Raw genomic sequence first — 14,670 nt, forward strand, 5'->3', positions numbered from 1 at the left:
GTAGACGACCGCGACGGTCAACCCCCGCCCCGCCCCGAGCCCCGCCGCCCCGAACGCCCAAGCGGTGACCCCCTCCCGGGGCCCCCACCCGCCCACGTTCAGCGGCAGCCCCATCGCCAGCAACGCCAGCACGGCAAGCGGCAACAACTGAACCACCGACGCGCTCGCCCCGGCCACACGAGCCGCAAGAACGAACATGGTGACGTACCCGGTCAGTACGACGACAGAGGAGACAAGCACACCAGGCGCATTACGCCGCGACAACAACCCCTCACGCGCCTCGGCGAACACCCCACGGCCAATCACCCGCCCCGGCGCCCGATTCATCCGCACCGCCAGCACCACCGCACAGGCCCCCAGCACACCGAGTCCCACCACCGGCGCGGCCTGCCGCACTTCGTCGAGCACCGGTGACGGCATGGTCACCAGCACCACCGCCCCCACGGCGAACAGCGCGAGCTGCCCGGCGGTCCGCTCCAGCACCACCGCCCGCACCCCCCGCCCCAGGTCCCCGGCGCTCCGCCCGTGCCGCACGGCCCGGTGGACGTCACCCCACACACCCCCGGGCAAGGCCGCGTTGAGGAACAGGGCACGGTAGTAATCGGCGACGGCCGCCCCCAGCGGCAGCCGGATCCCGATCCCCCGGGCGACCAGCGCCCAGCGCCACGCGCTGAACACGGTGGTCACCAGCCCGATCCCGAGCCCCGCGAGCAGTGTCGGCCCGTCGATACGGCGCAGCCCGTCCACGAGGACACCGGTGTCGACGCGCCACAGCAGAACCGCGAGGATCACGACACCGCCGAGCGTGCCGAGACGGGTGCGCACGACAGGGGTGCCGAGCCGGGCCGGAACACCGCGGGACCGCGCACTCATGCGGCCCCGCCCACCGGCCGGCACAGAGCGAGCAGATCACTGTGATGGACGACGACCCTCAACTCCCCCGCCGCGCAGGCCGCCAGCCGCTCGGCCAGATAACCGTCGGCGCGCGACGCCAGTTCCGGCCGCTCCTCCACCGCCGCACCGACCCACCCCCGCAGCCACTGCTCGGTCAACGCGGCCTCCCCGGGGCCGAGCCGCCAGGGGCTCGGGTTGATCCGTACCGTCGCACCGTGCTCGGCGAACGCCTCGGCGGCCACCGTGACCGCGTCCGGCCCGAGCAGCCCGCCCCGCCGCTGATGGGCGTTGAACGCCTCCGTGATCTCCCGGTCCAGCGGATGCGGCTCGGTCAGTTCCACCCGTCCGGCCACCGACAACGTCAGCAGGGCCGGACAGCCGGCTCCGGCGCAGGCGGCGGCGAGGGCGCCGACCTCCTCGCGGGTGAGGACGTCGAGCAGCGCGGACGCCGTCACCAGGGAGGCGCCGGCCAGCGCGTCCGAGGTGAGCCGGGCGACGTCACCGCGCCGGGTCTCGACGGTGACATGGCTGCCGTCGGCGGCGGAGCGCGGGGAGGCGACGGCGGCGAAGTGCAGCAGGTAGGGGTCCCGGTCGTGCAGGACCCAGTGCTGGGCGCCGTCGAGGTGGGGGGCGAGCCAGCGGCCCATCGAGCCGGTGCCGCAGCCGATGTCGTGGATGACGAGACCGTCCTCCCGGCCCGGCGGATCGGCGAGCCGGATGCGCAGCGGATCCAGCAGATCGTACGACCGGGCGGCGGCGTCGGCGGGTTCCCGCAGTTGGAGCCACTCGGGCGCGTAGCGGGCCGGTTCGTCGTCGCCGGTGTCCCGCAGCCGCAGGGTGGCCCGCTCCCCGGGGCGGGGCGCGGGGCCGGCACCGGGGATGACCTCCCGGGTGCCGGGCGGAACCGGGATCGTCCCGCCGTGCTGGGTGGTGGTCGCCGATTCGGTCATGCGGCCCTCCGGGGTTCGGTGGGAAGCCGGCGCAGTACCGCCGCCAGGCTCTGTGCGGTGCTCGCCCAGCCGCCGAGTGCGGCCCGCCGGCCGCGGGCGGCGGCCTTGAGCCGGCGCCTCACGTCCGCCTCGCCGAACCAGCCGCGCAGTTCGGCCGCGATGGCGGCGGGGTTCTCCGGCGGGACGAGGATGCCGGGCACTCCCCCGTCGGGTGCGCGGCCGACCGCCTCGGGCAGCCCGCCGACGTCGGTCGCCAGCACCGGGATGCCGCGCGCCAGTGCCTCGGTGACCGCCATGCCGTACGTCTCCGCGTACGAGGTGAGCACCATGAGGTCGGCGGTGGCGTAACTGGCGTCGAGTGCGGCCCCGGCCTGCGGACCGGTCAGCTCCAGCCGGTCCTGCAGGCCGTGCTCGCGGATGAGCCCGCGCAGGTGGGCGACGTACTCGGGATCGTGTCCGAGGCCGCCGACGAGCGCGCAGCTCCACGGCAGGTCGGCCACCGCCGCCAGTGCCTCCACGAGCCGGTGCTGTCCCTTGCGCGGGGTCACGGCGGCCACGCACAACAGCCGGGAGACACCGTCGGTGCCGGGGGCGAGGGGCGCGATGTCGGCGCCGGGGGCGGCGACGTGGACGAGGTCGGGGGCCAGGCCGTGGTGGGAGACGAGACGGCGTACGGCCCAGTCGCTGGTGGCGATCACCGCGGGCACCGCCCGCAGGACCGCGCGCTCGCGGGCGTCCAGTTCGGCGGCGACGGCCGCGTCGAGCCCGGTCTCGTCGCCGAGCGGCAGATGCACGAGGACGGCCATGCGCAGCCGGCCCTCCTCCGCCTGAGGGACGACGATCTCGGGCACTCCGCAGGCGACCAGCCCGTCGAGCAGGACGACGGCGCCGTCCGGCAGTTCGCGCAGGGTGCGGGTGAGTTCCGCGCGGGCGGCGGCGTCCGGCCGGGGCCAGTCACCGGCCACGGCGTGCCGGTGCACCTGCCAGCCGAACCCGGGCAGGTCCAGGCACACGCGCCGGTCGTAGGCGTTGCCGCCGCTCGGCGCGGCCGGGTCGTCGACACCGCCCGGCATCACGAAGTGCACGGAGCGCAGCGACATGGGGATGATCCCGCCGTTCCTCGGAGAGGTCGCCTGCCGGGGAACGTAGTCCAGGCGGGCGGCCTGGGCCCGGCCGACGGTCGTGTCGGTCACCTCGACGGTCGTGTCGGTCACAGGGCACGCTCGTAACCCGCCCAGGCGATGTGCGACTCGTGCAGGGTGACGGCGATGCCCGCGATGCCCTTGGCGCCCTCGCCCAGCGCACCCTTGTGGATGCGTTCGGCGAGCCGGTCGGCGATGACCTTGGCCAGGTACTCCGTGGAGGTGTTGACCCCCGCGAAGTCGGGTTCGTTGTCGAGATTGCGGTAGTTCAGCTCGCCGACGACGGCCCCGAGTTCCTGTGTGGCCAGGCCGATGTCGACGACGATGTTGTCCTCGTCCAGCTGTTCGCGCCGGAACGTGGCGTCCACGAGGAACGTGGCTCCGTGCAGGCGCTGGGCCGGTCCGAAGACCTCGCCGCGGAAGCTGTGGGCGATCATGATGTGATCGCGGACGGTGATGCTGAACAACGGACGACCCTCCAGGTGCGGCGCGTCTGCTCCCCGGCCGATCTCCGACGGGGATGCCGTGTAGTACGGCTGACTGTCTTCCCCTGTTCAGCGTCCGCCACGTCTTTTCTCAGGTCAGGCGCGCCGGCCCCGCTACGGGGTGTCGTAGCGCACGCGGTGGCACAGGGCCGGTATCTCCCCGGAGGTGAGGCGGGGCATGACGTCGGGCAGTTCCCCGAAGGCGGACTCGCCGGTGACGAGGGCGTCGAGGGCGGGGTCGGCGAGCAGGTCGAGGGCGAGGGCGAGCCGGTCGGCGTAGGTCCGGTTCGCGCGGGCCGGGGAGACGGTTCCGACCTGGCTGCTGCGGATGACCAGTCGCCGGGAGTGGAAGGCCTCGCCCAGTGGGAGGCTCACCTTCCGGTCGCCGTACCAGCTCAGTTCGACGACGGTGCCCTCGGGGCGGAGCAGTTCGAGTGCCCGGCCGAGTCCCTGCTCGGTGGCGCTGGCGTGCACGACCAGGTCGCACTCGCCGCGCGCGTCCCCGGGCAGTGCGAACCCGGCGCCGAGCGCCGCCGCGATCCTGGCGCGCGCCGGGTCGGCGTCGACGAGCTGCACCCGTACGCCGGGGAACCGCGCCAGCAGTGCGGCCACCGAGCAGCCGACCATCCCGCCGCCGACGACGGCGATCCGGTCGCCGACCAGCGGTGCCGCGTCCCACAACGCGTTGACGGCGGTCTCCACCGTGCCGGCGAGCACGGCCCGTCCTGCGGGCACACCGTCGGGCACGGGCGTGACGGCGCCCGCCGGGACGACGTACCGCGTCTGGTGCGGATACAGGCAGAACACGGTGCGTCCGACGAGCGTCTCCGGTCCCTCCTCCACCACCCCCACGTTGAGGTAGCCGTACTTCACGGGGCCCGGGAAGTCCCCCTCCTGGAAGGGCGCCCGCATGGCGGCGTGCTGGCTTTCCGGCACCCCACCGCGGAAGACGAGCGTCTCCGTGCCCCGGCTCACCCCGGAGTACAGCGAGCGCACCAGCACCTCGTCCGCTCCGGGGGCGGGCAGGGCGACCTCACGGATCGCCCCTCGGCCGGGCGAGTCGAGCCAGAACGCACGTGCGGTGCGGTTCATCGGGTTCCTCCTGAACGATCGGGAAGCCGCGCGCGTACCGAGTGGTGCACAGGCCGCGCACAAGGTAGCGGCGTTGATCGACTCTGTCACACGGCCGGAGGATGTTCGGTGGCCCTGAACAACAGTTACGACGCGAGGCTCGTACAGCAGGAGACCGCCGTGGGGGCGGGCGTACAGATCCTGTTGCTGGCCCTGATCGGTACGGCGATCGGCATGGGCCCCGCGGGCTGGCTGACCGGCCTCGCGTTCGCGATCGCCACCTGGGCGGTGCTCTCCCGGGCCCTGCACCGGTCCCGGCTGCGCTCCTTCGGCGCGGCCAACCGGGTCACGCTCGGCCGTGCCACCCTCGTCGGCGGGGTCACCGCGCTGGTCGCCGACTCGTTCCAGGACTCACCGCCCGTCTCGCTCTTCGTCGGCCTGACCGCCGTGGCCCTGATCCTGGACGGCGTGGACGGCAAGGTGGCCCGCAGGACCGGTACGTCGACTCCGCTGGGCGCCCGTTTCGACATGGAGGTGGACGCGTTCCTGATCCTGGTGCTGAGTGTGTACGTGTCGATGGCGATGGGTCCTTGGGTGCTCCTCATCGGTGGTATGCGGTACGTCTTCGTGGCCGCCGCGCGTGTCCGGCCCTGGCTGACCGCCCCGCTCCCGCCGAGCACGGCCCGCAAGACGGTGGCCGCGCTCCAGGGCGTGCTGTTGCTGCTGGCCGGGGCGGCTCTGCTGCCGCACGTGGTCAACGTCGGTGTGGTGGTGCTGGCGCTGGGGCTGCTGGTGTGGTCGTTCGGCCGGGACGTGCTGTGGCTGTGGCGGGCCTCCCGGGTGGAGACGGCTCCCGTCGGGCCCGAGGTGCGACGGGAACTGGTCGCGGGCTGACGGCCGGCCGGGGGCGCGGCGCACCGTCGCCGGTGGGGTGAGCGGGTGGCCGGCCGGCACGGGCACGGCACCGCCGTCCCCCGGCTCGCGGCATTCCGCCGGCCGCCCTCGGAAACACGAGGGAAAGCGCACCGAACGGACTGGACCCGACCGTCACACGGTGCGGAGCAACCGTCGGTCTCCCCCGGGCGGCCGGTGTGGAAGGCAGGCCGGGCGGACGGGGACCGCGCACCACCCGGCCGTGATGTACCCGGGCCGGGAGCGGACGGGCTGGTGCGCCGCTCCCGTCACGCCCTTCGAGGCAGCAGCAGCACCGCCGCCCCCGTCGCACCGGCCAGTGCCAGCCACGGCACCGCCGGCGGCAGCCCCGCGTCCAACAGCATGCCGGTCGCCGAGCTGCCGAGCAGGACGATCAGGCCGGAGACCGAGGACAGCGCCCCGGTGTAGAGGCCGAGCCGGCCCTCCTCGGCGAGGTCGGGCACCCAGGCTCGGGCCACCGGCACGACGAGCATCTGGCCGAGGGTGAGCAGGACGACGAACCCGGCCGCGGGCGCCAGTCCGGCGGTCCCCGACCATCCGGCGGGACGTGCCGCCGCCACCGCGGCGAAACCGGTCGCGACGAGCAGCAGGCCGGCCGCCATCGACCGGCGCATCGCCAGCCGCTCCCCCACCCAGCGGGTGACCGGCAGCTGCGTGGTCACCACCAGCAGCGAGGACAGGGCGAACAGCCAGGCCAGCGCCGTCTGGGAGCCGGTGACGCGCTCCACTTCCGCCGGGAGGGCGAGATACAGCTGGTTGTAGGCGAGCAGGTAGGCGCCGAAGGCGCAGCACAGGCCGAGGAAGGGCCGGTTGCGCAGTACCAGCCGCAGTCCGCCCTTGGCCGGTGTGCGGTTCCGCCCGGGTACGCGTTGCGGCAGCAGCCGGGCGTGACCGGTGAGCACCAGCACGAAGACCCCGGCGCCCGCCAGGCACGCGGTACGGAAGTCCACCGCCAGCAGCAGCGCGCCCAGCAACGGCCCGACGAACGCACCGGCCTGCCCCGCCACGGTGAACAGCGCCAGCACACGGGTACGGGATCCCCCGCCCGCCTCCTCCCGTACGACCGCCTGCCGGGCCACCTCCGACTCGACGGCCGGGGAGAACAGGGCGGCGGCGAACCCGATCAGCACCACCGCGCAGATCACAGCCCAGGTCCGCTCGGCGTACCCCAGCCACACGAAACCGGCGATCCGCAGGGCACACCCCGCGAGCACCACCGGCCGGATGCCGTACCGGTCGGCCAGCGCCCCACCGACCACGAACAGTCCCTGCTGGCTGAACGTCCGCAGTCCCAGCACCAGTCCGACCAGCCAGCCCGCCATTCCCATGGCCTGTCCCAGATGGGCGGCCAGGAAGGGCAGTACGGCGTAGAACCCGAGGTTGAAGGCGAGTTGGGTGACGATCAGCAGCCGCAGCAGCGGGGAGATCCGGGTCCGGCCCGCCGCCTCGCGCGGACGAGTGGGCAGAACGGTCATCGCGCCTCCATCAGTTCCTGGGTGACCGGTGACGGGCCCGCCGACGCCTTCCCGGACGGGTGGTCCCCGTTCCGCCCGCGCCACCGCCCCGGCCACCGCACTCCACCGGCCGCGGTCACCGCGAACGCCCCGAGCAGGGCGAGGGCGGCGGCCGGGGCGAGCACGGCCCAGGGCGCGCGTTCGGCGTAGGGCTGGTTCTCGGCGAGGAGCAGCCCCCATTCCGGCGACGGCGGCTGTGCGCCGAGGCCGAGGAAGCCGAGGGAGGCGAGAGCGAGGGCGATTCCGGGCAGCCGTACCAGCGCATGGCGGGTGACGGGCGGCAGTACCGCGGGCAGCAGTTCACGGCGCAGCAGGTACCAGGGGCCCGCCCCGAACTGCCGGGCGGCCGCGAAGTGTTCGGTGGCGCGCTCCTGGATCAGCAGCGCCGAGGTGTGCGCGGCGAGCGGGGTCCAGGCGACGGCGGTCACGGCGATCGCCAGTGTGGCGGCCCCGCCCCCGACGGCGGCGGTGACGAGCAGCGCGCCGAGCACCGGCGGTACGGCGTTCACCGTGTCGGTGAGCGGCCCGGACAGCCGGGGCAGCAGCCCGAGTGCCACCCCGGCGCACAGGGCCACGGCGCTGATCCCGAGGGCGAGCAGCAGGGTGTCGAGGGCACCGTGCCCGACCCGGGCGAGCAGGTCCCGGCCGAGGGCGTCCGTACCGAACGGATGGGCGAGGGACGGGGCCTGGAGCCGCTCCCCGGTGTCCAGCGCGAGCGGGTCGCGGGGCAGCCCGAGCACGACGACGGCGGCCAGGAGGGCGCCGTAGGCAAAGGGCTGGACGCGGCGGATGGAGGGGACCGGCCGGTGCAGCGTCGTCAGGGCGCCGTCCCGCAGTGCCGGACCGACGAGCAGCCGGGCCGCGATCCCGCACGCCCCGGTGGCCACGGCCGCGAGCAGGACCAGGGCGAGGGTGCCCGCCTGGAGCACGGGCAGGTCCTGGGCGAGAGCGGCCTGGAGGGTGGTGCGGCCGAGTCCGGGGATGTCGAAGACCTGCTCCACGGCGACGGCCCCGCCGGTCAGCCCGACGACGAACAGGCCGAGGTTGGGCAGCAGCGCGGGCACACAGCGGCGTACCGCCCGGCGGGCGACGCGCCGGGCGGGCAGTCCCTGGGCGGCGGTGGCCAGTGCCCAGGGCTCGGCGAAGGCGCCGGGCAGCAGATCGTCGAGCAGCCGCCCCAGCACGGCCCCGGCGGGCAGGCCGAGGGCGAGCGCGGGCAGCACGGTCCACTGCGGCCCGTACCAGCCGAGGGCGGGCAGCCAGCCGAGGTGCACTCCGACGACGGTGGCGAGCACGGAGGCGACCAGGAACTCGGGCAGCGCGGCGAGCACCGCCGACCCGCCGCCCCCGGCCCGCCGGCCGTCGAGCAGCCGCCGGGATCCGAGGCGGAGGGTGCGGGCGCAGACGAGCACCGCGGTGACGGCGGCGACCAGGAGGGACACCGACATCAGCAGCAGGGAGGCGCCCAGTGCCTGGAGCACATCGGGCAGGACCTCTCCGCCGGAGATCCACGACCGTCCGGCGTCCCCGCGCCACAGCCCGCCCAGCCACTGTCCGAGCAGGGAGAACGGGCCCGATTCCAGCCCCAGCTGGGCACGGATGTCCGCCAGCACCTCGGGGGTGGGATCACGCTCGGCCGACCGTGCCTTGAGGACGGTCAGGGCCGGGTCGGTGTGCGAGAACCAGGGCAGCAGGCCGATGCCGCACACGAGGGCGGCCGCGAGGACAGCGCGCCACAGGAGTGCGGCCAGGGGTTGTCGCACGGGTCAGCGCCGCGTTCCCGTACCGACGAGGGTGCGCTCGTAGGGGTCGAGCAGCACGCCCCGTACGGAGTCGCCTACACCGGTGATGACCCGCTGGTGCACCAGCGGTACCACGGCGTCACTGCCGAGGACGGCCGCCTCGGCGGCCATGGCAGCGTCCTGCCGCTTGCCGGGGTCGGCTGTCCGCTCCGCCTCGGTGACGGCCCGGTCGACGTCCTTGTCGCACAGCTGGGCGATGTTGTAGCCGCCGTCGCAGGTGTAGTCACTGGCGAGGACGGCGACCGGGTCGCCGGTGTCGAGGAGGGTGTTGCGGGCGAGCACGAACGCGTCGAACTTCCCGTCCAGCGCGTCGCCCTCGAGCCGCGAGTACTCCCGTATCCCGAGCTTCACCGTGAAGCCGGCCTTCTCCAGCTGCTGCTTCACCACCTGCGCGACTTCGGGGAGTTCGGGCCGGTTGTCGTACGTCGCGAGGGTGATCGTGGTCCCCTTCGCGCTGCCGGTCTCCGCCCGTCCGACGGGCTCGACCCGCTTGCCCTCGGCCCAGGTCACGGCGGGCCCGTAGACACCGGCGCCCGGGTCGGCGTACCCCTCGTACACCCCCTCGGCGAGCGCGGAGGTGTCGACGACCGCGCGTGCGGCGGCGCGCAGCTTCGGGTCCTCGAGGGGCCCGGAGGCGGAGTTGAGCAGCAGGCTCGTGGTGCGGGTGGTGGCGGTGTCGCGCCGGGTCTCCCGGTCGAGGGTGGCCGCCTGCGCGACGGGTACCGCCTCGGCTATGTCGACCTCACCGGTGCGCAGGGCGTTGGCGCGCGCGGTGCCGTCGGCGATGAAGCGGGCGTCGACGCCGGAGGCCTGGGCGCGGCCGCCCCAGTAGTCGTCGAAGCGGTCGAGAGCGGCGGACGAGGCCCCGTCGGCCTCGGTGAGTTCGAAGGGCCCGGTGGCGGTGCCCACGGGGTCGACGCGGCCCTTCGCGTCGTACGCCTTGCCGGAGAACACGGCGAGGTTCGGGCTGGACAGTCGCAGCGGGAGAACGGGATCGGGCTCGGCGGTGCGGACGGTGACCTCGCGGCTGCCGTCGGCCTCGGCGGTCAGGCCGACGCCGGAGAGGGCGGCGGGTTCGGGCTCGGCCTCGACGGCGTGCGTGAGCGCGTCGACGACGGCGGACGCGGTGACGTCCGTGCCGTCCTGGAAGCGGGCCTCGCGCAGTGTGAACACCCAGGTCTTCGCGTCCTTCTGCCGCCAGGACTCGGCGAGCGCGGGCGCGGCGGCGCCGTTGGCGTCCATGGCGGTCAGGCCCTCGGAGACGCCGAGCCGGCTCAGGAGCGTGGCGTCGGCGCCGTACGGCGAGAACCGCTCGGCGGGCGGGAAGGCGAGCGCGACCCGCAGCCGGGAGCCGCTCCTGCCGTCGCCGCCGCCCCCGGATTCATCTCCTCCGGAGGCGAAGCAGCCGGCCAGCAGTGGGGTGAGGGCCAGGGCGGCGAGAAGCCGCGAACGAAGCAGGCGCACAGGTCACCGTCCCATCGGTATCTCGAAGTGGACGACGCCGTTGCCGCCGTCCGCGTCCTCACGTTCGTCGTGCACGACCTTGCCCAGCGACCGCCAGAAGGGCTCCGCCCCCGGAACGGACGGGTCCGTGTGCAGGTACACGGACCGGTAGCCGCCGTCGGCGGCCGCGAAGTCGAGCAGTTCACCGACCATCCGCCGCGCCAGTCCACGCCTGCGGTGGTCCGGCCGCACATACACCCGCCGCAGCTGCGCGGTCTCACCGGAGGGGTAGCGCTCGGCGAGCTCGCGCGGGTTCGGCGGATGGGCGGGTCCCCGGGAGTCGAGGGCCCCGGTGGCGACGACCTCGCCGCCGTCCGGGTCGAGCGCGACGAGCAGGGTGTGCCGGGGCGGGGTGAGATAGGCGGCACCCGGGTCGATGATGTCTCCGTGCCACCGCGGCACGTACCCGGTGCCGAAGTCTCGGTACACGGTGTCGAGCATCACGGCTCGCGCACGGTCGAGGTCTGCCGGGCCCGCGGCCCTGATGCTGTAGTCACGCACTTGCAAAGCATATGCAAGAAGGCTTTCGGGGTGATCAAGGGGGTGAGAACCCGTCGGCACACCCAGACCCTACATACATGACATTCATTTCCAAACATGCCCGCCGCCCGCCCGGCCGGCCGATCGACCCGGCGTCTCCCCCGCCTCGCCTACTCGAGACCGGCCGCCCCGAGCAGCCGGACCAGGTCCTTGCGCCCGTACCCGAGCCGGCGGGCCCGGTCGGTCGCCGTCAGCACCAGGTGCGCCACGATCTCCGCCGCGTATCCGTTCTTGTGGTCGGCGTCGAACCATTCCTGGGGCTTCTCGACACCCAGGCTGTTCATCACCAGCCCGTGCTCACGGCGGACCTCCGCGACGGTCCCGGCGACCGCGTCCAGGAGCGTCTTCCCCGGTCGCTCGCACTCCAGGGCGAAACAGCCCCGGTCGGCCGGCACGCACCCCTGCGGCGGACGCTCCCGCAGCCCCGCGTACCGCTCGTCCGCGAACCCCGTGTCGTCGAACTCCTCGTGCACCAGGGCGAACCGGTGGAACCCGGGCGGCACCGGAGGCGGTGGCGGTGTGTACGCCCACCCCGCGTCCTCGTACAACTGCCGCTTCACCTCCTCCTCTTCGGCGTGTGTCACGGTGAAGCCGGTGGCCTCGTTCCGCCCGGTCGTCGTGTCGTCGGGGTTGCGGTGGAGGTGCGGGCTCATGATGTGCTCCGGTCGTCCGTGTCGTGTGAGGACGGGAGATGTTCCCGTCACCGGATCGAACGGACCGCCCGCCCCGCACGTGCCCGCATCGCACAGCACCACCCGATCGTGTGACGCTGCCCGCCGAAGGCGACACCACCGGCCACGGCATCACCGCCCCGACGGACCGCCGTTGCGCCGGGCGCGGTTGTCAGGGGTGGGCGTTATCCTCACAAGGCGCTTGCGACACATGTGTCTTATGACCACGGGGGGTGTCCGTGCACGGCCGTGACCAGAATTTCCCACAGGACTGCCCGGGCGGTCACCCGGGCATGTCGACCGAGGCGGGGATCGACGTCCAGCGACAGCTGGAGTCCCTGATCCAGGACTTCCGGACCAGCGATCCCCCGATGCCGGTGATCGTGCTGCACGCCGAGGACCCCGCCGACGACGACCGGGTGACCGAACTCGTCGACGAGCTGAGCGAGGGGCAGCAGCGTCACGGTACGCGCCTGGCCGTCGCCCCGACCGAGCCGCAGCCGGGGGACCTCGATCCCACCGCCCGGGCCGCGCGGCTCCTGGTCGACCTCGGCGACTCCAGGAAGTGGGGCGACCGGTCCGCCGCCTACCGCCCCTACTCCTTCCCCCGCCTCAACCTGGTGCGCGCCCTCCAGGAGGCCACCGACGACCCGGAGATGCGCGAGCACTGGCCGACCGCCCCCGGCGGCACTCCGGACGGGAACGTCCAGCGGGAACGGGCCCAGACACATCTGCTGCGCATCCTGGCCAAGCAGCGCTGGCGCCCCCGCAGACCCTCGCGCCGGAACCGGCAGGTGCTGCTCAACGACGTGCAGCAGTTCCTCCCCATGGGCGTCCTGGGCGCCTTCACCGCGCTGCTCACCCGCCCCGAGTGGTACATCGCCGTCCTGGCGGGCATCGGGCTGATGATCCTCCTGGCCGGCCTCAACCACGTTCCCGGGCGTGCTCCCCTCTTCCTGTGGTTGCGCAGGGAGAGCCGGTGGTTCCTGACCACGACGTTCCTCCAGTCCGCCGCCCGCCGCCAGTCGACCAGCGTGCGGCTGCTGCGGCCCGTCCGCTCCTGGCGGGCCATCGCGGCCCGTGCCCACGACGTGGCCGAGGCCATGCGCGAAGGCGGCCCGTTCCCCCTCCAGCTGTACGTACTGGCACTCTTCGAGGACCTGCGGGACAACCACCGGCGCGGCAGCTGGGACCTGCGGGGATTCAAACGGACGCGCCCGCCGGTGCTGTTCCTGCGCCGGGTGGGCCGGGAGAACGGCGGCATAGAGCTGATCAGGGCGGTCAGCGACGTCCGCAGCCGGCGCAGCGAGCTCGACCCGCTGCTGATCGTGGCGGGCGTGGCGGCGGGCGACGCGCCCCTGCTCGACCGGGGCGCGGACGCGACCCCTCCGGTCAACCGGCCGCAGCAGCCCCCGTCCCCGCCCTCGCGTCTGCCCCAACGATTGCGGCACTGGTACGACGAATGGGCCGGAAACCTCCGGGCCGATCAGTCACCGAGCAGGACGAACGCCCTGCCCTGGGTACTGAGGATCCCGCTGCCCCCCGGCGAGCTGGTGCAGCTGCGGCAGACGGACTGGCGGTGCGTCAGGGCCGGTCACCGGCCGTCCCTGGCCCGCCTGGTGTGGTCGGCGCACAGCCTGCTCCTCGTCCTCGCCCTGGTCGTCACCGCGGGCGTCGTCCACGCCCGCGAACTGCACCGGACGTACTGCTCGGCGGGCCTGCTGACCGCCGACCGCGACACCGAGCGGCGTCCCGCGCCCGGCGGCGGCACGGAGTGCGTCGGGATAGCCACCGGGGACGTCCGGTTCGGCGCGCACCTGAGCGGTGGAACAGCCGGGGAGGGGAAGCGGCTGAAGGAGCTGGAGGGACTGGTGCGCGCCGAGAACACCGAAGTCCTGCGCGACCACCCCGACGCCTACGTCACCGTGGTGTACGCGGGACCGCTGAGCTCCTCCTCGGTGGACCCGTCCCTGGTCAAGGGCGCCGAGGAGCTGACCGGCGTGTACCTCGCCCAGCGCGTGGTCAACGAGAACTACACGGTGAAGCTGCGGGTGCTGCTCGCCAACGGCGGCTCGGACATGGGCCACCAGCGTGTCACGGCCGACGCGATCGCCGAGTACGCCGACCGCGACCCGACCGTCGTCGGCGTGGTCGGCTTCGGCCGCGACCTGCAGAGCAGCCCCGACGTCACACGCCGGCTGCACGCGGTGGGGCTGCCCGTCGTCTCCGGCACCAACTCGGCGACCTACCTGCCGAAGGAGTTCTCCAACTGGTTCAGTCTCGCGGCCCCCGACGAGCACCAGGCCGAGGCACTCGGTCTCATAGCCCGGCAGCTGCGTGCCGGGGACAGGGCCCCGCACGCCCTGGTGCTGGCCCGCGACACCAAGGAGTCGCAGGACCGTTACACCAGTGAACAGGCCCTGTACGGAGGGGAGATGCTGGAGCGGGAGGGCTTCCGTCTGCTGCCCGCGCAGCGCTACCGGGTGGCGAACGGCAAGCCGGAGCTGCGGCTGCACGCGGAGAGCATCTGCCGGGGCGAGGACGTCCCCTCGGTGATCTACTTCGCCGGACGGGTCGAGGACATCGGACCGCTGATGACGCAGCTGACCACCGAACCGGGCTGCGCGAACCGGCAGATCTCGATCCTCACGGGTGACGACCTGAGCAAGGCCAGGTTCTCCGGCACGGGCGGCCGCGACGGCGTGGCCCCGCGGATCACGCTGTACCACGCGGCCCTGGCCGAGCTGAAGGAGGCCTCGTCCGGGACCGCCTTCTACGAGGACGCCGCCAACTACCTCCCCTGGCTGAAGGACGGAAAGGCCACGTACGACGCCGCCGACTTCGCGAGCGGGCAGACGGCCCTCTCCCACGACGCCACCCGCGCCCTGTACTGGGCGGCCAGCCTCGGGGACGTACGCCAGAGCCGCTCGGCGACCTGGGTCAACCTCAGGAACGTCAAGCTCGACGGCATGGCCACCGGGACGATCGACTTCACCGACGCGCCCCTGTACGAGGAACGCCACGGCCACAGCATCGTCCTCAACCGGGTCCGCAGAACCGCCGGGGGCGTCTCGAAGGCGGAGGTCCTGTGCAGCAGACCGGCCGGCAGCACCGAGCCGCTCACTGTGCGGGAATGCTCGATCGAGTGAGCGGAGCACCGGTTGT

Annotated in this window: 11 protein-coding genes and 1 pseudogene; 2 read left to right on the forward strand and 10 right to left on the reverse strand. The window is 73.6% G+C overall.

Translation table 11 applies throughout. The features are described from left to right. Positions 1 to 27: 27 nt before the first annotated feature. From ACIA6T_RS18805 to ACIA6T_RS18825, 5 genes and pseudogenes are all read right to left on the reverse strand, one after another. Positions 28 to 873: pseudogene (locus ACIA6T_RS18805) on the reverse strand (lysylphosphatidylglycerol synthase transmembrane domain-containing protein); the annotation flags it as partial. Further along, a complete protein-coding gene (locus ACIA6T_RS18810) occupies positions 870 to 1,844 on the reverse strand; it encodes a class I SAM-dependent methyltransferase (protein WP_399447590.1) in 975 nt (324 codons plus the stop codon). The pseudogene ACIA6T_RS18805 and the gene ACIA6T_RS18810, both read right to left, overlap by 4 nt. Next, a complete protein-coding gene (locus tag ACIA6T_RS18815; protein WP_399447710.1) occupies positions 1,841 to 3,037 on the reverse strand; it encodes a glycosyltransferase family 4 protein in 1,197 nt (398 codons plus the stop codon). The genes ACIA6T_RS18810 and ACIA6T_RS18815 overlap by 4 nt, the downstream gene beginning before the upstream one ends. A 17-nt stretch (positions 3,038 to 3,054) precedes the next feature. Continuing rightward, positions 3,055 to 3,453, reverse strand: coding sequence for a 6-pyruvoyl trahydropterin synthase family protein (locus ACIA6T_RS18820; RefSeq protein ID WP_399447591.1), 399 nt, complete (start codon positions 3,451 to 3,453; stop codon positions 3,055 to 3,057). A 132-nt stretch (positions 3,454 to 3,585) separates the two neighbouring features. Then, positions 3,586 to 4,563 carry a zinc-binding alcohol dehydrogenase gene (locus ACIA6T_RS18825; RefSeq protein ID WP_399447592.1) on the reverse strand — a complete coding sequence of 326 codons (978 nt, stop codon included), beginning with the start codon at positions 4,561 to 4,563 and terminating at the stop codon, positions 3,586 to 3,588. Positions 4,564 to 4,671: 108 nt separating this feature from the next. Between ACIA6T_RS18825 and ACIA6T_RS18830 the strand changes: the two genes are divergently transcribed. Continuing rightward, positions 4,672 to 5,436, forward strand: a complete 765-nt coding sequence (locus ACIA6T_RS18830) for a CDP-alcohol phosphatidyltransferase family protein (RefSeq protein WP_399447593.1) — start codon at positions 4,672 to 4,674, stop codon at positions 5,434 to 5,436. A gap of 287 nt (positions 5,437 to 5,723) precedes the next feature. On the opposite strand, the gene ACIA6T_RS18835 is transcribed toward ACIA6T_RS18830, so the two are convergent. The 5 genes from ACIA6T_RS18835 to ACIA6T_RS18855 all read right to left on the reverse strand — a co-directional run bounded on the left by ACIA6T_RS18835 (position 5,724) and on the right by ACIA6T_RS18855 (position 11,487). After that, positions 5,724 to 6,950 (reverse strand): MDR family MFS transporter, encoded by a 1,227-nt coding sequence (locus ACIA6T_RS18835; protein ID WP_399447594.1) that lies wholly within the window; start codon positions 6,948 to 6,950, stop codon positions 5,724 to 5,726. Next, positions 6,947 to 8,752: an ABC transporter permease subunit gene (locus ACIA6T_RS18840; protein WP_399447595.1), complete on the reverse strand. Its 1,806-nt coding sequence runs from the start codon at positions 8,750 to 8,752 to the stop codon at positions 6,947 to 6,949. Before ACIA6T_RS18840 ends, ACIA6T_RS18835 begins: the two co-directional genes overlap by 4 nt. Before the next feature lie 3 nt (positions 8,753 to 8,755). After that, the gene (locus ACIA6T_RS18845) at positions 8,756 to 10,249 is read right to left on the reverse strand and encodes an ABC transporter substrate-binding protein (protein WP_399447711.1); all 1,494 of its coding nucleotides are present in this window, start codon (positions 10,247 to 10,249) and stop codon (positions 8,756 to 8,758) included. 9 nt (positions 10,250 to 10,258) lie between these two features. After that, positions 10,259 to 10,795: a GNAT family N-acetyltransferase gene (locus tag ACIA6T_RS18850; protein WP_399447597.1), complete on the reverse strand. Its 537-nt coding sequence runs from the start codon at positions 10,793 to 10,795 to the stop codon at positions 10,259 to 10,261. A 149-nt stretch (positions 10,796 to 10,944) separates the two neighbouring features. Next, positions 10,945 to 11,487, reverse strand: coding sequence for a hypothetical protein (locus ACIA6T_RS18855; protein ID WP_399447598.1), 543 nt, complete (start codon positions 11,485 to 11,487; stop codon positions 10,945 to 10,947). A 311-nt stretch (positions 11,488 to 11,798) separates the two neighbouring features. Here ACIA6T_RS18855 and ACIA6T_RS18860 point away from each other — a divergent pair, with 311 nt between their 5' ends. Next, on the forward strand, positions 11,799 to 14,654 hold the full coding sequence (locus tag ACIA6T_RS18860; RefSeq protein ID WP_399447599.1) for an ABC transporter substrate-binding protein: 2,856 nt from the start codon (positions 11,799 to 11,801) through the stop codon (positions 14,652 to 14,654). Positions 14,655 to 14,670: the final 16 nt, after the last annotated feature.

The sequence above is a fragment of the Streptomyces sp. NPDC051740 genome (assembly GCF_044453165.1).
Lineage (GTDB): Bacteria > Actinomycetota > Actinomycetes > Streptomycetales > Streptomycetaceae > Streptomyces > Streptomyces atrovirens.